This window comes from Pseudomonas sp. 67(2021) (assembly GCF_017491835.1).
Taxonomy (GTDB): domain Bacteria; phylum Pseudomonadota; class Gammaproteobacteria; order Pseudomonadales; family Pseudomonadaceae; genus Aquipseudomonas; species Aquipseudomonas atacamensis.
The window spans coordinates 326,079-345,564 of sequence record NZ_JAFGYL010000001.1; the positions used below are offsets into that span (position 1 = coordinate 326,079).

The 19,486-nt window shown below is 61.1% G+C and carries 15 protein-coding genes and 1 pseudogene; 5 read left to right on the top strand and 11 right to left on the bottom strand.

Features of this window, described 5'->3' with window-relative positions; all coding sequences use genetic code 11:
* Positions 1–4: 4 nt before the first annotated feature.
* The 5 genes from ssuD to J5M66_RS01500 form a co-directional block, all read right to left on the bottom strand.
* Positions 5–1,153 carry an FMNH2-dependent alkanesulfonate monooxygenase gene (gene ssuD / locus J5M66_RS01480; RefSeq protein WP_016772653.1) on the bottom strand — a complete coding sequence of 383 codons (1,149 nt, stop codon included), beginning with the start codon at positions 1,151–1,153 and terminating at the stop codon, positions 5–7.
* A gap of 25 nt (positions 1,154–1,178) precedes the next feature.
* Positions 1,179–2,153 (bottom strand): sulfonate ABC transporter substrate-binding protein, encoded by a 975-nt coding sequence (locus tag J5M66_RS01485; RefSeq protein WP_110644464.1) that lies wholly within the window; start codon positions 2,151–2,153, stop codon positions 1,179–1,181.
* An 89-nt stretch (positions 2,154–2,242) separates the two neighbouring features.
* Positions 2,243–2,836 carry an NADPH-dependent FMN reductase gene (ssuE, locus tag J5M66_RS01490; RefSeq protein WP_016772651.1) on the bottom strand — a complete coding sequence of 198 codons (594 nt, stop codon included), beginning with the start codon at positions 2,834–2,836 and terminating at the stop codon, positions 2,243–2,245.
* A gap of 319 nt (positions 2,837–3,155) precedes the next feature.
* Positions 3,156–3,794, bottom strand: a complete 639-nt coding sequence (locus tag J5M66_RS01495) for a peroxiredoxin (protein ID WP_016772650.1) — start codon at positions 3,792–3,794, stop codon at positions 3,156–3,158.
* A 291-nt stretch (positions 3,795–4,085) separates the two neighbouring features.
* On the bottom strand, positions 4,086–5,429 hold the full coding sequence (locus tag J5M66_RS01500) for an OprD family porin (protein ID WP_207807551.1): 1,344 nt from the start codon (positions 5,427–5,429) through the stop codon (positions 4,086–4,088).
* A 364-nt stretch (positions 5,430–5,793) separates the two neighbouring features.
* On the opposite strand from J5M66_RS01500, the pseudogene tauA reads away from it, so the two are divergent.
* Positions 5,794–6,783 (top strand): annotated as a pseudogene (gene tauA / locus J5M66_RS01505) (taurine ABC transporter substrate-binding protein).
* A 136-nt stretch (positions 6,784–6,919) separates the two neighbouring features.
* On the opposite strand, the gene argA reads toward tauA, so the two are convergent.
* Together argA and argE are read right to left on the bottom strand one after the other, a co-directional pair.
* A complete protein-coding gene (argA, locus tag J5M66_RS01510) occupies positions 6,920–8,221 on the bottom strand; it encodes an amino-acid N-acetyltransferase (RefSeq protein WP_207807552.1) in 1,302 nt (433 codons plus the stop codon).
* 262 nt (positions 8,222–8,483) lie between these two features.
* A complete protein-coding gene (argE, locus tag J5M66_RS01515; RefSeq protein ID WP_110599918.1) occupies positions 8,484–9,638 on the bottom strand; it encodes an acetylornithine deacetylase in 1,155 nt (384 codons plus the stop codon).
* A gap of 156 nt (positions 9,639–9,794) precedes the next feature.
* On the opposite strand from argE, the gene J5M66_RS01520 reads away from it, so the two are divergent.
* Entirely contained in the window at positions 9,795–11,165 is a 1,371-nt protein-coding gene (locus J5M66_RS01520) for a CYTH domain-containing protein (RefSeq protein WP_207807553.1), read from the top strand.
* A 181-nt stretch (positions 11,166–11,346) separates the two neighbouring features.
* Here J5M66_RS01520 and J5M66_RS01525 read toward each other — a convergent pair whose 3' ends face one another.
* Positions 11,347–11,811: an Lrp/AsnC family transcriptional regulator gene (locus J5M66_RS01525; RefSeq protein ID WP_024014730.1), complete on the bottom strand. Its 465-nt coding sequence runs from the start codon at positions 11,809–11,811 to the stop codon at positions 11,347–11,349.
* Positions 11,812–11,937: 126 nt separating this feature from the next.
* On the opposite strand from J5M66_RS01525, the gene J5M66_RS01530 reads away from it, so the two are divergent.
* The 3 genes from J5M66_RS01530 (at position 11,938) to J5M66_RS01540 (ending at position 14,538) form a co-directional block, all read left to right on the top strand.
* On the top strand, positions 11,938–12,276 hold the full coding sequence (locus tag J5M66_RS01530; protein ID WP_207807554.1) for a hypothetical protein: 339 nt from the start codon (positions 11,938–11,940) through the stop codon (positions 12,274–12,276).
* A 92-nt stretch (positions 12,277–12,368) separates the two neighbouring features.
* A complete protein-coding gene (locus tag J5M66_RS01535; RefSeq protein ID WP_207807555.1) occupies positions 12,369–14,153 on the top strand; it encodes a GspE/PulE family protein in 1,785 nt (594 codons plus the stop codon).
* A 64-nt stretch (positions 14,154–14,217) separates the two neighbouring features.
* Entirely contained in the window at positions 14,218–14,538 is a 321-nt protein-coding gene (locus J5M66_RS01540; RefSeq protein ID WP_172667868.1) for a DUF2388 domain-containing protein, read from the top strand.
* Between the two features lie 186 nt (positions 14,539–14,724).
* Here J5M66_RS01540 and gcvP read toward each other — a convergent pair whose 3' ends face one another.
* The 3 genes from gcvP to gcvT all read right to left on the bottom strand — a co-directional run bounded on the left by gcvP (position 14,725) and on the right by gcvT (position 19,348).
* Entirely contained in the window at positions 14,725–17,598 is a 2,874-nt protein-coding gene (gene gcvP, locus J5M66_RS01545; protein ID WP_123441784.1) for an aminomethyl-transferring glycine dehydrogenase, read from the bottom strand.
* Positions 17,599–17,834: 236 nt separating this feature from the next.
* Positions 17,835–18,218, bottom strand: coding sequence for a glycine cleavage system protein GcvH (gcvH, locus tag J5M66_RS01550; protein ID WP_123441785.1), 384 nt, complete (start codon positions 18,216–18,218; stop codon positions 17,835–17,837).
* Between the two features lie 47 nt (positions 18,219–18,265).
* Positions 18,266–19,348: a glycine cleavage system aminomethyltransferase GcvT gene (gcvT, locus tag J5M66_RS01555; protein ID WP_071172161.1), complete on the bottom strand. Its 1,083-nt coding sequence runs from the start codon at positions 19,346–19,348 to the stop codon at positions 18,266–18,268.
* Between the last annotated feature and the right edge of the window lie 138 nt (positions 19,349–19,486).

Here is a 19,486-nt window from a genome sequence, read left to right on the forward strand (position 1 = left end):
CGCCTCAGCTCTGCGATGCGGCTTTGGGCAGGATGTCGTTGGCGACCATCTCGCCGAACGGGCTGACATAACCGGCGCTCTTCGGCAGTTCCGGGCGCTCGACGTCGAGGTGCGGGAACAGCAGCTCTGCCACGCGATACGATTCTTCGAGGTGTGGATAACCGGAGAAGATGAAGGTGTCGATGCCCAGATCCGCGTATTCCTTGACCCGCGCCGCCACAGTCGGGCCATCGCCGACCAGCGCGGTACCGGCACCGCCGCGCACCAGACCCACTCCGGCCCAGAGGTTCGGGCTGACTTCGAGGTTGTCGCGGCTGCCGCCGTGCAGCGCGGCCATGCGTTGCTGGCCGACCGAGTCGAAACGCGCCAGCGACGCCTGGGCACGCTGGATGGTGTCGTCGTCCAGATGCGAGATCAGCCGGTCCGCAGCCTGCCAGGCTTCGGCATTGGTTTCACGGACGATCACATGCAGACGAATGCCGAAGCGCACGGTACGGCCGAGTTTGGCGGCCTTGGCCCGGACTTGTGCGATCTTCTCGGCCACCGCGGCCGGCGGCTCGCCCCAGGTCAGCACCATCTCGACTTGCTCGGCGGCCAGATCCTGCGCCGCTTCGGAGGAGCCACCAAAATACAGCGGCGGACGCGGTTGCTGGATCGGCGGATAGAGCAGCTTCGCGCCCTTCACGCTGATGTGCTCGCCGTCGTAATCGACGGTTTCGCCTTCCAGCACTCGGCGCCAGATGCGGGTGAATTCCACCGAGGCCTGATAGCGTTCCTCATGGTTGAGGAACAGACCGTCGCCAGCCAGTTCTTCCGGGTCGCCACCAGTCACCAGATTGAACAGGGCACGCCCGCCGGACAAACGATCCAGCGTCGCTGCCTGGCGCGCCGCGACCGTCGGGGAAATGATCCCGGGGCGCAGGGCGACCAGAAACTTCAGGCGCTGGGTCACCGGAATCAACGAGGCTGCCACCAGCCACGAGTCTTCGCAGGAGCGCCCGGTGGGAATCAGCACCCCGCCAAAACCCAGACGATCCGCCGCTTGCGCGACCTGTTGCAGATAACCGTGATCAACCGCGCGGGCGCCTTCGGCGGTGCCAAGGTAATGGCCGTCGCCGTGGGTCGGCAGGAACCAGAAGATGTTGAGGCTCATGGAGTGGTCTCCTTGTGGATTCGAATTACTGGGCTTGGGAGCTTTGGGCCACAGCGGCCGGCGGGGTCCAGATCACATCCTTGATGCTCAACGGCTTGGGAATCAGCTTGAGCTGGAAGAACGTGTCGGCGATTTTCTGTTGCGCAGCGACCACTTCCGGGGTCAGGAACAGCGCACCGTAGCCCTGGCGTTTCACCGAGGTCAGGGTGATGTCCGCCGGCAGGCCAAGCAGTGGCGCGACCTGTTGCGTCACGTCTTCGGGATTGGCTTGCGACCATTCACCCACCGCGCGCACTTCTTCGACGAGGGTCTTGATCACCTCGGGATTTTTCTGCGCGTAAGGTTTGGTCGCGAGATAGAACTGGTGGTTGTCGACGATGCCTTTGCCGTCACGCAGGGTGTGCGCTTGCAGTTGTTTCTCGGCAGCGGCCTGATACGGATCCCAGATGACCCAGGCGTCGACACTGCCACGTTCGAACGCAGCGCGGGCATCGGCCGGAGGCAGGAACACGGTCTGAATATCGCTGTACTTGAGGCCGGCGTCTTCCAGTGCACGCACCAGCAGGTAGTGCACGTTGGAGCCTTTGTTCAGGGCGACTTTCTTGCCTTTGAGATCGGCCACCGATTTGATCGGCGAGTCTTTCGGTACGAGGATCGCTTCGCTGTTCGGCGCTGGCGGTTCATAGGCGACGTAGAGCAGATCCGCGCCAGCGGCTTGGGCGAAAACCGGCGGGGTTTCGCCGGTCACGCCGAAATCGATCGAGCCGACGTTGAGGCCTTCGAGCAGCTGCGGGCCGCCGGGAAACTCAGTCCATTGCACGTCGACGCCTTGCGCGGCGAGGCGTTTTTCCAGCGTGCCCTTGGCTTTGAGCAGCACCAGTGTGCCGTACTTCTGATAACCGATCCGCAATGTCTCGGCTTGAGCTTGGGTGATGGCGCCGAAGGTGACAGCCGCAGCAAACAGAGCGACCAGACCACGACGCAAAAATACAGTGCGCATAGCGCTCTCCTTTTTGCTGTTGGGTTGTGGCTGCACCTGCTTGCCCGTTGGCGGGCGAGTAAGGCCAGTACTTCAAATTTCGATGAGGCTTAAATGCTCCAGCGAGCACTCAACAAACGTTCGTTCAGCAGGCCTGGCTCCAGCGGTTTCGGCCGGCGCGCCATGGCGCCGATGAACTGGTCCAGGGCCTCGTGCAAGCGTTGCTCCAGGGCCGGCGCCAGTTGCGCGGCGGCACTGCCTTCGCCATAAGCGATCTGGCTGTCCTCGGCGAAAATGCCCTGAAGCATTTCCTGCGCTTTGAGTGCCGACAGCACAGGCTTGAGGGCGTAATCGACCACCAGCATGTGGGCGATGCTGCCGCCGGTAGCCATCGGCAAGACTACCTTGTGATTCAAGGCACGCTCCGGCAGCAGATCCAGCAGGGTCTTCAGCGCTCCGGAAAACGAGGCCTTGTACACCGGCGTGGCGATCAGCAGGCCATCGGCGTTTGCGATCTGTTGCAGCAGGTCGAGGACCTTCGGGCTGTCGAAGCGCGCGTGGAGCAGATCCTCGGCCGGGAAGTCCCGCACCTGATAACTCACCACTTCCACCCCTTGCTGTTGCAACCAGCGTTGCGAACGCTCCAGCAGCACCCCGGAACGGGAGCGCAGGCTGGGGCTGCCACCGAGTGAGACGACCAGCATTGCAGAGATTCCTTTAAGCGTTACAGGCGATTCGCAGGCTGCGATCTCGCTTCAATGGCAGTGACCTTACCAGCTGATTTATATATCCATAAATCATATTTATTCATTTGTTTATGCATTTAAGAGATATACCGCTGAGCAGAATCCAGGCGAAAAAAAAGGCCGTCGAAACGGCCGAAATTCCCCTGCGTTGTAGTCACACGAAGATCGTTCCCACGCTCTGCGTGGGAATGAATCCATGGACGCTCCGCGTCCACTGTGACGCGGAGCGTCACGGGCGGCATTCCCACGCGGAGCGTGGGAACGATCATTGGGAAGGTTATTTGTTCGGCTGCGGCGTCAGGCGCAGGTACGGCTTCACCGCGCGATAGCCTTTCGGGAAGCGCTGCTTTATCTCGTCCTCATCCTTGAGCGACGGCACGATCACCACCTCTTCACCATCCTGCCAGTTCGCCGGGGTGGCGACCTTGTAGTTGTCGGTGAGCTGCAGCGAATCGATCACCCGCAGGATCTCGTGAAAGTTGCGCCCGGTGCTCGCCGGATAGGTGATGGTCAGACGAATCTTCTTGTTCGGATCGATGACGAACAGTGAACGTACGGTCAGGGTGTCGTTGGCGTTCGGGTGGATCAGGTCGTAGAGATCGGAGACCTTGCGATCGGCATCGGCCAGGATCGGGAAATTGACGATAGTGTTCTGGGTTTCGTTGATGTCCTCGATCCACTTGTGGTGCGAGTCCACCGGGTCGACCGACAGCGCGATGGCTTTGACGCCGCGTTTGCTGAACTCATCCTTGAGCTTGGCGGTGAAACCCAGCTCGGTGGTGCACACCGGGGTGAAGTCCGCCGGATGGGAAAACAGCACGCCCCAGCTATCGCCCAGCCATTCGTGGAAACGAATCTTGCCGGCGCTGGAGTCTTGTTCGAAATCGGGGGCGATGTCGCCGAGTCTGAGGCTCATGGTGCTGCTCCTGATGAGGGATGGGAGACAACAACTGTAGCTCGGGATCAATCAGCGTGAAAAAGAATAAATAAATAGATATCTAGATGATTCGGGAATATTAAAGATCTGTTCATTGGACACCGGCCTGCATCGCGACGAACATCGGTTGCAAGGTTCGAGAAGGCCTTGAGTTGCAGCAAAGAGGGAAATCGAGAAGGGCTTACGGGGGTGAGCCTGACTCGAAACGCAAAAGCCCCGCCCGGCGCGATGACGGACGGGGCTTTTTTTGCTTCAGTTGCTCGGGCGCTATTACAGCAGCGGGATCGAGTAGCTGACGATCAGGCGGTTTTCGTCCTGCGAACGGGTGTTCGGCAGGTCGGTGCGCCATACAGCGTTTTTCCACATCAGGCCGACGTTCTTGAACGGGCCTTCCGGTACTACGTAACCGATGGTGAAGTCGCGTTCCCACTCGGAGCGGTTCGAAGCGCTCTCGCGACCGTTGGCGCCAACGGTGTCGATGCTGTCGCCTTTGAGGTAGACCACACCCGCCGTCAAGCCAGGTACGCCGACCTTGGCGAAGTCATAGGAGTAACGAGCCTGCCAGGTTTTCTCGCCGGCGCGGCCGAACTTCTGGATCTGCATGTCGGTAATGGTGTAGTTCGACGAACCGTCACCCTGGTTCAGCCAAGGGAAGTCGCTGCTGCCGTTGGAAACCTGGTAACCGCCACCGAAGGTGTGGCCGGCAACGGTGTACAGGAACAGGCCGCTGTACAGGTTGTTGTCGACTTCACCACGGCCGTTACGGAAACCGGTGTAGTTACCCGAGCTGTAGTAAGCCGAGTCAGTGCCGTTCTTGCCGTCGTCGGAGCTGTTGAAGTAACGCAGGTCAGATTTCAACACACCCGGGCCGATCGACCAGTTGTGTACCAGACCGAGGAAATGCTGCTTGTAGAAATCTTCCAGATTGCCGTAGTAGTACTGGGCGGTCAGGTCTTTGGTGATCTTGTAGTCGCCACCGGCGTAGATGAATTTGTTGCTGTCGCGGAAAGCCGTGCCACGGGAGTTGGCACCACCGATCGAGAGGTTTTCGTTGTTGCTGGAGTTACGACCTTTTACCGCTTCGATCTGACCACCGACCAGGGTCAGGTCCTTGATCTCGCCGGAAGTGATCTGACCGCCCTGCCAGGTTTGTGGCAGCAGGCGACCGTCGTTGGTGACGATTACCGGCAATTTTGGCTGCAGGGTGCCGAGCTTCAATTCAGTCTGGGAGATCTTGGCTTTGGCAGTCAGACCCAGGCTGGAGAAGTTGTCCACGGCTTTACCGTTGGACTCGCTCGGGAACACGGTGCCGCCGTAAGCGGTGCCGCTGTTGCCGTTGGTGCCGCCGCCCGAATCAAGACGGATGCCGAGCAGGCCGATGGCGTCGAGACCGAAACCTACGGTGCCTTGGGTGTAACCGGAGATGAAACGCAGATCGAAGCCTTGGCCCCACTCCTCGTTTTTGTTGGCGCCAGCGCCGTCACGGTTGTCAGTGTTGATATAGAAGTTACGCAGACCCAGAGTAGCCTTGCTGTCTTCTATGAAACCGGCGGCGCCTGCCTGCTGCGCCATAACCCCAACGGCCACAGCCAGGGCCAAGGTGGACTTGTTCATGTATCGCTCCTCTCGTTCTAATTCTTGTGTTCCTGGTTCGGGGTCGATTTGCCCTGAATCCTAAGATGCGCGATTAGCGCCAGACCGTGACTGCCAAGTCAATCGTAACCTTGTATGTCTACGACCATCGTCTAATCGCAAGTGATTGGGTCCCTGCAGCGTAAAGACTTCCTGATAATCCCAAAAAGAATTTATTCATTCTTTTTCATACCATTCGGGTATATGGCCCATTAATGGCCATCCACGCCAGGAAACAGCGTATCGGCGCCTAAGCTCATTCCTAAATGGTATTTGTTGACCTTTTTTTAGATCGATTAGCTTTGCCGTACTCCCAACACGGCAAATCCCATCGAAAAGGCGACGCATCATGGCGAAACGCGCACTATCAAGTCAATTTGTTACAGTTTGTGTGTCGGCACTGTTTTCTTTTTCCGCACATGCCGCCGGTCTGACGGTCGGCTACCAGACCGGGATCGATCCGAGCAAAGTGCCGCAGGCCGATGGTGTCTATGAAAAAACCATCGGCGAGAAGATCGACTGGCGTCGTTTCAACAGCGGCCCGGAAGTCGTCACTGCCATTGCTTCTGGCGACGTGCAGATCGGCAACCTTGGCTCAAGCCCACTGGCAGCAGCTGCTTCACGCAATCTGCCGATCGTGGCGTTTATCGTTTCGGCGCAGATTAATGCCGCCGAAGCCTTGGTGGTGCGCAACGGCAGCGGCATCGACAAACCGCAGGATCTGGTCGGCAAGACCATCGCCACGCCGTTCGTGTCGACCTCGCACTACAGTCTGCTTGGGGCGCTGAAGCACTGGGGCCTGAATACTTCGCAAGTCAAGGTGGTCAACCTGCAACCGGCGGAAATCGCCGCCGCGTGGAAGCGTGGCGACATTGACGGGGCGTTTGTCTGGTCGCCGGCGCTGGGCGAGATCCGCAAGACCGGCAAGACCCTGACCGACGCCGCCCAGGTCGGCCAGTGGGGTGCGCCGACCTTCGAGGTGTGGGTGGCGCGCAAAGACTTTGCCGAGAAGCATCCCGAGGTCGTGGCCAAGTTTGCCAAGGTCACCCTGGACTCGTTCGCTGATTACGCCGCACACAAAGACAGCTGGACGGCCGACTCGGTGCCTGTGCAGAAAATCGCCAAATTGACCGGTGCCAACGCAGCAGATGTGCCGGAACTGCTGGCCGGTTCGGCGTTCCCGGATGCCAAGGCGCAGCAAACCACGGAGCTGCTGGACGGCGGCACCGCCAAGGCCATTGCCGAAACGGCGAAATTCCTGAAGTAACAAGGCAAGGTCGAGACGGTGCTGCCTGATTATTCGCCGTACGTCAGCGCCAAATTCATCACTGACTGAATGCAGAACCCTGTGGTGAGGGTATTTATCCCCGCTGGGTCGCGTAGCGACCCCCTATGTTTTCACTTGGAAATGCTAGGGGACTGCTGCGCAGTCCAGCGGGGATAAATCCCCTCGCCACAGACCTCGCTGTTGTTCAGAGGGTCTTTTCGAAGATCTTCGAGTTGCGCTGATAGTTGTACAGCGACGCCCGTGCCGCTGGCAGGCGTTCCACGCTGCTCGGCTCGAATCCGCGCTCGCGGAACCAGTGCGCGGTGCGCGTGGTGAGTACGAACAGGGTTTTCAAACCCTGCGCCCGCGCGCGGGTTTCAATGCGTTCGAGCAATTCGTCGCCGCGTCCGCCATGGCGGTATTCCGGATTCACCGCCAGACACGCCAGTTCACCGGCATCGGAGTCGGCAATCTGATACAGCGCCGCACAGGCGATGATCATGCCTTCGCGCTCGACCACGCTGAACTGCTCGATCTCGCGCTCCAGCACTTCCCGCGAGCGGCGCACCAGAATGCCCTGCTCTTCCAGCGGACTGATCAGGTCGAGCAAACCGCCGACGTCTTCAATCGCCGCCTCGCGCACCAATTCGAATTGCTCCTGCGCCACCAGCGTACCGCCACCGTCACGGGTGAACAGCTCGGTCAGCAGTGCGCCGTCTTCGACGTAACTGACGATATGACTGCGCGCCACGCCGCCACGGCAGGCTTCGGCGGCGGCATCGAGCAACTCCGCTTGATAGTTGCTCATGCCCAGACGCTGCAAATGGGCCGGCACTTGTTGCGGACGCAGTTCGCGTACCAGCTTGCCGTTTTCGTCGATCAGGCCGAGCTCGGCGCCGAACAACAGCAGCTTGTCCGCGCCCAGATCAATCGCGGCGCGGGTGGCGACGTCTTCGCAGGCAAGGTTGAAGATTTCGCCGGTCGGCGAATAGCCCAGCGGCGACAGCAATACGATCGAGCGCTCATCGAGCAGGCGATTGATGCCCTTGCGGTCGACCCGACGCACTTCGCCGGTGTGGTGATAGTCGACACCTTCGAGCACACCGATCGGCCGCGCGGTGACGAGGTTGCCGCTGGCCACGCGCAGGCGCGAGCCCTGCATCGGCGACGAGGCCATGTCCATCGACAGGCGCGCTTCGATGGCGATGCGCAACTGGCCGACCGCGTCGATCACACATTCCAGCGTCGCGGCATCGGTGATGCGCATGCCGTGATGGTAATGCGGGGTCAGGCCACGGGCGGCGAGGCGGGTTTCGATCTGCGGGCGCGAGCCGTGCACCAGCACCAGACGCACGCCGAGGCTGTGCAGCAAGACCAGGTCGTGGACGATATTGCCGAAATTCGGATGCTCGACGCCGTCGCCGGGCAGCATGACGACGAAGGTGCAATCGCGGTGGGCATTGATGTAAGGGGACGCGTGGCGAAGCCAATTGACGTATTCGGGCATGAACCTGGGCCTGTAATAAAGAGCAGCCGAAAGAAGGGGCGAAACGAAAAACGCACAGCGGGCTGATGGTTATCGTCGGAACAGGCTTGGCGACACGCGCGCTCTCCTCATGAATACGGGTTGTGGTGCAGACAATTTACCGGGTTGATGCAAGACATTTAACCCTGTGGCAGCGAGCCTGCTCGCGAAAACGGTGGATCAGGTTCATCAATGGCGACTGACAAAACGCTTTCGCGAGCAGGCTCGCTCCCTCACAGGGCCATCATCGTTCGTCTGTCGTCAGGCAGTAATGTTCAATCAACTGCCGAATCAGATGCACGGTAGGCTGCAAACGTGACATTTCAAGGTACTCGCCGGGTTGATGCGCGCAGGCAATGTCGCCGGGGCCGAGGACGATGGTTTCGCAGCCGAGGCGCTGAAGATAAGGCGCTTCGGTGCCGAACGCTACTGCTTCGGCGCGATGGCCGGTGAGCTTTTCGGCGATGCGCACCAGTTCGGCATCCTCTGACTGTTCGAACGGCGGCACTTCCGGGAACAGCGGTCGGTAGTCGATCTTCACCTTGTGCCGCTCGGCCACCGGGTTGAGCTTGCGCAGGATTTCCGCACGCAGCAGGTTCGGGTCCATGCCCGGCAGCGGCCGCAGGTCGAACTCCAGCGAACACTGGCCGCAGATGCGATTGGGATTGTCGCCGCCATGAATGCAACCGAAGTTCATCGTCGGTTGCGGCACGCTGAATTGTGGATTGCTGAATTCGCGCTGCCACAACAGGCGCAAACCACGCAGTTCGCCGATGGCATCGTGCATCGCTTCAAGCGCGCTGTGGCCCAGACGCGGATCAGACGAGTGGCCGCTCTGCCCGAGAATGTCGATGCGCTCCATCATGATGCCTTTGTGCATGCGGATCGGCTTGAGCCCGGTCGGCTCGCCGATCACCGCCGCACGGCCCAACGGTTGCCCGGCCTCGGCCAGTGCGCGGGCGCCGGACATCGAGCTTTCTTCGTCGCAGGTGGCGAGGATCAGCAGCGGTTGCTTGAACGGCTGATCGAGCAGCGGCCGTACGGCTTCGATGATCAGCGCAAAAAAGCCCTTCATGTCGCAGCTGCCCAGTCCGACCCAGCGACCGTCGACTTCGGTGAGCTTCAGCGGGTCGGTCTGCCACAACGCGTCGTCGTACGGCACGGTGTCGCTGTGCCCGGCCAGCACCAGGCCGCCGGGGCCGCTGCCGAAACTGGCGAGCAGATTGAATTTGCCGGGGCTGACCTGCTGGATATCGCAGCTGAAACCCAGGTCACCAAGCCAGCCCGCCAGCAGATCGATGACGGCGCGGTTGGACTGGTCCAGGTTCGGTTGGGTACAGCTGACCGATGGCGCGGCAATCAGCGCGGCGAACTGGTCTTGCATGGACGGCAATGGCATCACTGACTCCAGGTCCCGGATTGAGGCCCACTATAGAACCATCCGGCGCGCGGAATAAACCGCCGCAGGGCGTAGGAAGTTTGACTCCTGTACACTGCACGGCCTTGGCAGCCACACATTCCCCCGGCTGCGCTCCCGATTCTGGATGTTCCGGCCATGCAAAAAGAAACTGAAATCAAACTCCGCGTCAGCCGCGAAACCCTCGCTGCCCTGCGCGAGCACCCGCTGCTGAAGAAACGCAACAAAAGTGGCTGGGAACGCCGTGAGTTGATGAACCAGTACTTCGACACCCCCGAGCGCGACCTCGCCCAGGCCAAAGTCGCCCTGCGCCTGCGCAAGGACGGTGACGAAGTGATTCAGACCCTCAAGACCCGTGGCCAAAGCGTCGCCGGCCTGTCCGAGCGTAACGAGTACGACTGGAAACTGGCGAAAGCCAAGCTCGACGTGAAGAAACTCGACGGCGAATGCTGGCCCGAGGCACTGGCCGAGCTGGACAAGAAAACCCTCAAGCCGATCTTCACCACCGATTTCGTCCGCGAGCGCGCCGAAATCGCCTGGGGCCGTGGCAAGACCAAAGTGGTCATCGAAGCCGCGCTGGACCTCGGTCACGTGGTGGTTGGCAAACAGAAGGAAGAAATCTGCGAGCTGGAACTGGAGCTGCGCGAAGGCGAGCCTGCCGCGTTGCTGGAACTGGCTGCCGAACTGGCCGAAACCCTGGCGCTGATGCCATGCGATATCAGCAAGGCCGAGCGCGGTTATCGTCTGCACGACGCCAACAGCTACTCGCTGAGCCTCCCGGCGCCGCAACTGACCAGCGAAACCCGTCTCGACGACGCCTTCGCCGCGCTGAGCTGGCATTTGCTCGGCAGCAGCCAGCGTCTGGCCGAACAATATCGCTTCAACGGCCACTGGCGCCTGTTGCAGGACTGGGTCGAGAACCTCGCGGAAATGCGCGCCCTGCTCAGCAGCCTCGGCCAGGCGGCGCCGCGTCAGTCGACCCACGATTTGCGCGTGACCCTCGATGCCTTGCTCGAAGACTGGCGCCCGTTGGTGCAGGTCGGCATCGAGGACGAAGACGTGCGCAAGGCCGCGCCTGAGCAGTTCCTCGAAGAGCTGGAAGACCCGCGCTGGGGCCAGTTCTCGCTGAACGCTTCACGCTGGCTGCTGGCCCGCACCTGGACTGCCGACCGCAACACCCGTGGCAACCGTCAGGGTGACGCGCAACTGCACAGCTGGTTGCCGCGTCTGCTGGGCGAAGAAGCCACTGCTCTGCAGCTGCAACGCTATCAGCAGCAGCCGGAAGATCTTGCTGAACAACTGCCGCGTATCGAACGCATTCAGGTCTGGTTGCACCAAGCGCGCAACGTGCTGGACATCCCGGAAATGGATCGCCTGTACGGTGAGCTGAACAAACTGGCGCAACTGGCCAACGAGCCGACCATCACCGACGAACTGCTCGATGCACGCAAGCATCAGGCGATTGCGGTGTACCAGAACCGCGCCTGGAAAATCCTGCTGCGCAGCTAAACACCTTCCCACCCGATCGTTCCCACGCTCTGCGTGGGAACGCCTCAATGGACGCTCTGCGTCCGCTTTGGGACGCAGAGCGTCCCGGGCTGCATTCCCACGCGGAGCGTGGGAACGATCAAGCGGGGACTGCTCCGCAGCCCAGCGGGGATAAATCCCCTCGCCACGAAGGCCATCCGCACTAGACCGGCAGGCTGGTGGTGGACTTGATCTCCGACAGCGCCACGATCGAATTCACTTCCTGTATCCCCGGCACCAGCGACAGCTTCTCGAAAAAGAACCGCTCGTACGCCTCGATATCCGCCGCGACAATGCGCAGCATGAAATCCACCGCGCCCATCAGCACATAACACTCCAGCACTTCCGGAAAGCCGCGAATCGCCTCGGTGAATTCGGTGAAGTTCGAACGCCCATGAGCGTTGAGTTTGATCTCGGCAAAAATCTGCGTGTTCAGGCCGATCTTCTTGCGATCCAGCAAGGTCACCTGGCCGCGAATGATGCCCTCCTCCTTCATCCGCTGAATCCGCCGCCAGCACGGCGATTGCGACAAGCCGACCTGCTCGGCGATCTGCGCGCTCGACAGCGAAGCGTCTTCCTGCAGCAAGGCGAGGATCTTGCGGTCGTAGGCGTCCAGCTCGCTGTGCATAAAAAATCCTCAAAGATCAGCTTTTACGAATCAACTCTTTCGATAAATCCGTTTAGGCGTCGATCATAGCCAAGAAATACCTCGCACCGAATGTAAAAATTTCTCCAGTGATTTTGGAGACTCGCCATGCCGCACCTTGAAGCCGTAAACAGCCCCGCCGCCCGCGCTGATGTCTGGAACGTCAACAACGCCCACTGCCTGGCGCAATACCAGATCCTCGCCGAGGCCGAGCCGGATCTGCTGGTGCGGGTGTTGAATCTGTTCGCTTTGCAGTTTCTGACCCCGGAGCAGGTCAAGGTCCAGCGCCAGGACGATCTGCTGTCGATCGATCTGCTCATGAGCGGCCTGAGTTGGCATCGGGCGCAAGTGATCGCGGAGAAACTGCGTAACCTGATCAGCGTCTGCGCAGTGGATCTGCACAACGCCGACGCGGCGTGGCAGGCGCCCGCCCAGGCTGCCGGCTGACAAATCCGGCAACGGCTTCGTCGGGTAGTGGCCCAACGGTCAGCGGGGCCACGACTATCCTTTTGCGCATGACGCTTAAAAAGGAAAGCCGCATGTCCGTTCAATTTGTCACTCAGGACCGCTGGCTGGACCTCAACGATGTATTACGGGAACTGGTCGCCCAAGGCTTCATCTGCCAGGACGCGGCGGAACAGGCGCTCAATGCCCGCCGTCGCCATGCTGCTCACGGGCAGATGCATCCGCTGGAATTCATCGCCAGCCAGCAACTCGACGACCTCAGCCGTCCGGGCAAACATCTGGATCTGGAAAGCCTGACCCTGTGGCTGGCGCAACAGGCCGGTCAGCCGTATTTGCGCATTGATTCGCTGAAAATCAATGTCGCGGCGATCACGCCGCTGATGTCCTATGCCTTCGCCCAGCGTCACAAGATTCTCGCCGTCGCCGTGGACCGCGACTCGGTCACCGTGGCCAGCGCTCAGCCCTACGTCAGCGGTTGGGAAGCTGACCTGACCCACGTATTGAAGCTGCCGATCAAACGGGTCGTGGCCAACCCGGTCGACATCCAACGCTTCAGCGTCGAGTTTTTCCGGCTGGCCAAATCGGTCAGCGGTGCCAGCAATGCCGACGCCCAAAGCGGCAACCTCGGCAACTTCGAACAACTGCTCAACCTCGGCGCCAGCGACCAGGAGCCGGACGCCAACGACGCGCACATCGTCAACATCGTCGACTGGCTGTTCCAGTACGCCTTCCAGCAGCGCGCCAGCGATATCCACATCGAACCGCGCCGCGAGCACGGCACCGTGCGCTTTCGCATCGACGGCGTGCTGCACAACGTCTATCAATTCCCGCCGCAGGTGACCATGGCGATCGTCAGCCGCCTGAAAAGCCTCGGCCGCATGAACGTCGCCGAAAAGCGCAAACCCCAGGATGGCCGGGTCAAGACCAAGACCCCGGACGGCGGCGAAGTGGAGCTGCGGCTGTCGACTTTGCCGACGGCGTTCGGCGAAAAAATGGTCATGCGGATTTTCGATCCGGAAGTGCTGCTGAAGAATTTCGACCAGTTGGGTTTCAGCGCCGACGACCTGCGCCGCTGGCAGGACATGACCCGCCAGCCAAATGGCATCATTCTGGTCACCGGGCCGACCGGTTCGGGCAAGACCACCACTCTGTACACCACGCTGAAAAAACTGGCGACGCCGGAGGTTAACCTCTGCACCATCGAAGACCCGATCGAAATGGTCGAGCCGGCTTTCAACCAGATGCAGGTGCAGCACAACATCGAACTGACCTTCGCCGCCGGGGTGCGCGCGCTGATGCGGCAGGACCCGGATATCATCATGATCGGCGAGATCCGCGATCTGGAAACTGCGGAAATGGCGATTCAGGCCGCGCTCACCGGGCACTTGGTCCTGTCGACGCTGCACACCAACGATGCGCCGAGCGCCATCAGCCGTTTGCTCGAACTCGGCGTGCCGCATTACCTGATCAAAGCGACCGTATTGGGCGTCATGGCACAGCGTCTGGTGCGCACTTTGTGCCCGCACTGCAAGGCGCCGCTGACGCTCGAAGATGAAGATTGGCAAACCCTGACCCGGCCCTGGCAAGCGCCGCTGCCGAGCAATGCGCAGCAGGCGATCGGCTGCCTGGAATGCCGCGACACCGGCTATCGCGGCCGCGCCGGCGTGTACGAAATCATGCAACTGAGCGACAGCCTCAAAGCGTTGATCACTCCGGATACCGACCTCACCGCGATCAGGCGTCAGGCCTTCAAGGAAGGCATGCGCAGCCTGCGCCTGTCCGGCGCGCAGAAAGTCGCGGCGGGGCTGACCACGGTGGAGGAAGTGCTGCGGGTGACACCGCAAAGTGAGTTGAAATAATTCAGCACGGAACTGGATCGGGGATCGGCTATCCAACGCCGTAGTCAATCCCAGGAGTCACCTCATCATGCGTCTCAAACTCGCTGTCGCCACCTTGGCCCTGCTGTCGCTTCCCGTTGGTTCGGCCATGGCGGACAGCTTTTGGCGTAACGTCATCTCCTCCGGTGCCACCACCGGCTCGACCTACCTGACCTTCAAGGATCACAAGCTGATCGTCGCCGCCCAGGACGACGCCGGCAGCTTCGTCGCCAGCGACGGCGGCATCCGTGGCCCGTACCTGGAAGCAGCGATGCAGAAAGTCCGCGCCGACAACCCTGGCCTGCAGGCTTCGGACATGGAACTGGCGAACGCGATTCTGGCGAAGAACGCCGTGGCTTCCGAGTAAGCCTCGCACCCTCAAAAATGCCGCTCGATCGAGCGGCATTTTTTTGCCCGGATTACCGCCTCACCACCATGCCTTGTGGGAGCGAGCCTGCTCGCGAAAGCGGTGAGCCAGTCACCGCAAATGCCGGCTGGACGATTGCTTTCGCGAGCAGGCTCGCTCCCACAGGGGCGGTGGTGGATTTAGAGATCAGCGGTAATCATCCACCGGCACACAGGCGCAATACAGATTGCGATCGCCATAAACGTTATCCACCCGATTCACCGCCGGCCAATATTTGTGCAAGCGTGTGTGCGCATCCGAGGTGATGGCCTGTTCGACACTGTAGGGTCGCTCCCAGACTCCAGTGACATCGGCCAAGGTATGCGGGGCGCGTTTGAGCGGGTTGTCTTCGCCCGGCCAGTTGCCCTTCTGCACTTCATTGATCTCGGCGCGAATGCTCAGCATCGCCGCGATGAAGCGGTCGAGCTCTGCCTTGGACTCGCTCTCGGTCGGCTCGACCATCAACGTCCCTGGCACCGGGAAGGACATGGTCGGCGCGTGGAAACCGTAATCCATCAGACGCTTGGCGACGTCCTCCTCGCTGATGCCGGTCTGCGCCTTGAATGGGCGCAGATCAAGAATGCATTCATGGGCCACGCGGCCATTGCGCCCGGTGTAGAGCACCGGGAACGCGCCGGATAAATGCTGCGCCAGATAATTCGCCGCCAGAATCGCCACCTCGCTGGCGTCCGCCAGTTGCGGGCCCATCATGGCGATGTACATCCAACTGATCGGCAAAATGCTCGCACTGCCCCACGGCGCTGCGCTGACTGCGCCGTTCTGTGCCAGCGGCCCGTCAATCGGCACCACCGGATGGTTGGCGACGAACGGCGCCAGATGCGCACGAACGCCGATCGGGCCCATGCCCGGCCCGCCGCCGCCATGGGGAATGCAGAAGGTCTTGTGCAGGTTCATGTGCGACACGTCGGCGCCGATGTCCGCCGGCCTGGCCAGGCCGACCTGGGCGTTGAGATTGGCGCCATCCATGTACACCTGGCCGCCATGCTGGTGGATCACTGCGCAGATGTCGCTGATGCCTTCCTCGTAAACCCCGTGGGTCGACGGATAGGTCGCCATCAGGCACGACAACTTATTCCCCGCCTCGGCGGCTTTCAGCTGCAGATCATCCAGATCGACATTGCCCGCCTCATCGCATTCGACAATCACCACACGCATCCCGGCCATCTGCGCCGAGGCCGGGTTGGTGCCGTGGGCCGACGATGGAATCAGACAGATGTCCCGAGCGCCCTCCCCCCGGCTCTCGTGATATTTACGGATCGCCAGAAGCCCGGCGTATTCGCCCTGGGCCCCGGAGTTGGGCTGCATACAGATCGCATCGAAACCGGTAATCGCACAGAGCCAACGCTCAAGCTCCTCGATCATCAGCGTGTAACCGACAGCCTGCTCCCTCGGCACGAACGGGTGCAGATGGGCGAACTGCGGCCAGGTGATCGGGATCATCTCGCTGGTGGCGTTGAGCTTCATCGTGCACGAGCCCAGCGGGATCATCGATTGGTTGAGTGCCAGATCCTTGTTTTCCAGCTGTTTGAGGTAACGCAGCATCTCGGTTTCGCTGTGGTGAGCGTTGAACACCGGATGTTGCAGGTACGGCGTACTGCGCTGGAGTTCGTCGGGAATTCCCGAGGCGATGTCCTGCGCATCAAGCGCATCAACGCTCAGGCCGTGATCGGCGCCGAGCAGCACATCGAACAGCTTCGCCACGGTGTGTTCATCACAGGTCTCGTCCAGACTCAGACCGACGCGGCCACGACCAAGAATACGCAGGTTGATCTGCGCTGCCTGAGCACTTTCGATGATCGCCGTTTGCGCACCGCCGACCTCCAGAGTCAGCGTGTCGAAGAACTGCCTGTTGAGCCGTTTGATGCCGTTGCGCTCGAGTCCCGCCGCGAGGATGCAGGTCAGGCGATGCACGCGCTGGGCGATACGCTTCAAACCCTCCGGGCCGTGATACACCGCATAACAACTGGCGATATTGGCCAGTAGCACCTGCGCGGTGCAGATGTTCGAATTGGCTTTCTCGCGGCGGATATGTTGCTCGCGGGTTTGCAGGGCCATGCGCAGCGCGACGTTGCCGCGAGCATCTTTCGACACACCGATGATCCGCCCCGGAATCGCTCGTTTGTATTCCTCGCGGCTGGCGAAGAACGCCGCGTGCGGGCCGCCATAACCCATCGGCACACCGAAACGCTGGGACGAACCGAACACCACATCGGCACCCAACTCGCCCGGCGGCGTCAGCACCAGCAGGCTGAGCAAATCGGTGGCGACGCAGGCCAGGGCCTGTTGTGCGTGCAGGTGGTTGACCAAGGGTTTGAGATCGCGGATTTCGCCGTGGGTGTCGGGGTATTGCAACAGCGCGCCGAACACCTCGTGCTGCGCCAGGTTATCCACCGCGTCGACGATCAGCTCGAAGCCGAAACCTTCGGCGCGGGTCTGTACCACGGAGAGGGTTTGCGGATGGCAATTTTCATCCACAAAAAACAGATTGCTCTTGGACTTCGCCACGCGCTTGGCCAAAGCCATGGCTTCGGCCGCTGCGGTAGCCTCATCGAGCAGCGAGGCGTTGGCCAGTTCCAGGCCGGTAAGGTCGATGGTCAGTTGCTGAAAATTCAGCAGGGCTTCGAGCCGGCCTTGGGCGATCTCTGGTTGGTATGGGGTGTACGCGGTGTACCAACCGGGATTTTCCAGCACGTTGCGCAGGATCACGGTTGGCGTGACCGTGCCGTGATAGCCCATGCCGATCAGGCTGGTGAACAGCTGATTCTGCTCGGCATAACCGCGTAATTTCGCCAGCGCAGCCTGTTCGTTGAGGGCCGGCGGCAGATCCAGTGCGCGATTGAAGCGAATGCCCGGCGGCACGGTCTGCTCGATCAGCTCGGCGCGACTGCCCAGGCCAAGGCTGTCGAGCATCGCTTGCTGCTCGGCGGCATCCGGGCCGAGGTGGCGGCGCAGAAAGGCTTCGGGATCGCGTAACTGGCTCAGGGACGGCGACTGGGACATGACGGGCTCTCCTGGCTGGCGCTTGGCGTCAATCGACACGGTCAAACCAGCATAGCAGGCGAGTTTTCAAGATCACGCCGCCCCTGTGGGAGCGAGCCTGCTCGCGAAAGCGGTGTTTCAGAAACCTTGGCATTGACTGATATGGCGCTTTCGCGAGCAGGCTCACTCCCACAAAGGGATATTCGTCGCCCATAAAAAAGCCCCGACGAATCGGGGCTTTGGGGCGCGCCGGCAAGTTACTCGCCGATGGCAGCCTTGTAAGCCGCCGCATCCAGCAGCTTGTCCAGCTCGGCCTTGTCGCTTGGCTTGAGCTTGAAGATCCACGCGACGTACGGGTCGGAGTTCAGCAGTTCGGGCGAGCCGCTCAGGTCTTCGTTGATCGCGATGACCTCACCGCTGACCGGGGCGTAGATGTCGGAGGCGGCTTTCACCGACTCGACCACGCCGGATTGATCACCGGCGGCGAACACCTTGCCGACTTCGGTCAGTTCGACGAACACCACGTCGCCCAGCGCTTCCTGCGCGTGATCGCTGATGCCCACAGTGACGGTGCCGTCGGCTTCCAAACGCGCCCATTCATGACTTTCGGCAAAACGCAGTTCGGCAGGGATATCGCTCATCTTCGGTTCCTCGGAAATTGGTCAGCGGTCATACCCGCCAGAAAAGGTTAGATCAAGGTTTTGCCATGGCGTACGAAGGTAGGTTTGACCACCCGTACCGGGTACCACTTGCCACGGATTTCCACTTCGGCACGGTCGGCGGTTGCCATCGGTACACGCGCCAGGGCAATCGATTTGCTCAGCGTAGGAGAGAAACTACCACTGGTGATCTCCCCTTCGCCAACATCGGCGATGCGAACCACCTGGTGAGCACGCAAAACCCCGCGTTCTTCCAGTACCAGACCGACCAGTTTGTGCGCCACACCGGCGGCTTTTTCCGCCTCCAGCGCCGCGCGGCCGATGAACTGCCGCGAGGCCGGCTCCCAGGCGATGCTCCAGGCCATGTTCGAGGCCAGCGGTGAAACGTCCTGATGAATGTCCTGACCGTACAGGTTCATCCCAGCCTCGACCCGCAAGGTGTCACGGGCACCGAGGCCAATCGGCGAAATGCCGGCGCCGACGAGGTCGTTGAAGAAACCCGGCGCCTGATTCGCGGGCAGGCAGATTTCCAGGCCATCCTCGCCGGTGTAACCGGTACGCGCGATGAACCAGTCGCCGTCGATGGCGCCTTCGAAAGGTTTGAGTTGCTGGATCAGCGTGGCACGGGACTGGGTGACCAGTTCGGCAATCTTGTGCCGGGCCTGCGGGCCCTGGATGGCGAGCATCGCCAGCTCGGCGCGCTCGTGCAGTTGCACGTCGTAGGCGCCGAGCTGGGCGTTCATCCAGGCCAGATCCTGATCGCGGGTCGAGGCGTTGAACACCAGCCGGTACGCGTCGTCGAGGCGATAGACGATCATGTCGTCGACGATGCCGCCGCGCTCATTGAGCATGGTGCTGTACAACGCCCGGCCGGGGCGGTGCAGACGTTCGACGTCGTTGGCCAGCAGATGCTGGAGCCAAGCCTTGGCCTGGGCGCCGGTGACATCGATCACGGTCATATGGGAAACATCGAACACCCCGCAATCGCGGCGCACTTCGTGGTGCTCCTCGACCTGCGAGCCGTAATGCAATGGCATGTCCCAACCGCCAAAATCGACCATCTTCGCGCCGAGCGCGAGGTGCAGGTCATACAGAGGCGTACGCTGTCCCATGGGTTTCTCCTTCCGGGCGTGGCGAGGGTGCGGACCGCCGCTATACGGCGGAAAGCCTTGATGAATAAGGCTTTCAGCCGATTCCAGCGCACGGGTCTGTCAGACGAACCGCACCGAATGCCGCGCATTGTAGCCGCA

What these genes read in the sequence shown, in the direction of transcription:
- gcvP (WP_123441784.1), bottom strand. Translation starts at nt 17,598, where the DNA reads ATGTCCCAGTCGCCGTCCCTGAGCCAGTTACGCGATCCCGAAGCCTTT.
- ssuE (WP_016772651.1), bottom strand. Translation starts at nt 2,836, where the DNA reads ATGCTGGTCGTCTCACTCGGTGGCAGCCCCAGCCTGCGCTCCCGTTCC.
- J5M66_RS01500 (WP_207807551.1), bottom strand. Translation starts at nt 5,429, where the DNA reads ATGAACAAGTCCACCTTGGCCCTGGCTGTGGCCGTTGGGGTTATGGCG.
- J5M66_RS01525 (WP_024014730.1), bottom strand. Translation starts at nt 11,811, where the DNA reads ATGCACAGCGAGCTGGACGCCTACGACCGCAAGATCCTCGCCTTGCTG.
- argE (WP_110599918.1), bottom strand. Translation starts at nt 9,638, where the DNA reads ATGCCATTGCCGTCCATGCAAGACCAGTTCGCCGCGCTGATTGCCGCG.
- J5M66_RS01495 (WP_016772650.1), bottom strand. Translation starts at nt 3,794, where the DNA reads ATGAGCCTCAGACTCGGCGACATCGCCCCCGATTTCGAACAAGACTCC.
- J5M66_RS01535 (WP_207807555.1), top strand. Translation starts at nt 12,369, where the DNA reads ATGTCCGTTCAATTTGTCACTCAGGACCGCTGGCTGGACCTCAACGAT.
- ssuD (WP_016772653.1), bottom strand. Translation starts at nt 1,153, where the DNA reads ATGAGCCTCAACATCTTCTGGTTCCTGCCGACCCACGGCGACGGCCAT.
- gcvT (WP_071172161.1), bottom strand. Translation starts at nt 19,348, where the DNA reads ATGGGACAGCGTACGCCTCTGTATGACCTGCACCTCGCGCTCGGCGCG.
- J5M66_RS01520 (WP_207807553.1), top strand. Translation starts at nt 9,795, where the DNA reads ATGCAAAAAGAAACTGAAATCAAACTCCGCGTCAGCCGCGAAACCCTC.
- J5M66_RS01485 (WP_110644464.1), bottom strand. Translation starts at nt 2,153, where the DNA reads ATGCGCACTGTATTTTTGCGTCGTGGTCTGGTCGCTCTGTTTGCTGCG.
- argA (WP_207807552.1), bottom strand. Translation starts at nt 8,221, where the DNA reads ATGCCCGAATACGTCAATTGGCTTCGCCACGCGTCCCCTTACATCAAT.
- J5M66_RS01530 (WP_207807554.1), top strand. Translation starts at nt 11,938, where the DNA reads ATGCCGCACCTTGAAGCCGTAAACAGCCCCGCCGCCCGCGCTGATGTC.
- gcvH (WP_123441785.1), bottom strand. Translation starts at nt 18,218, where the DNA reads ATGAGCGATATCCCTGCCGAACTGCGTTTTGCCGAAAGTCATGAATGG.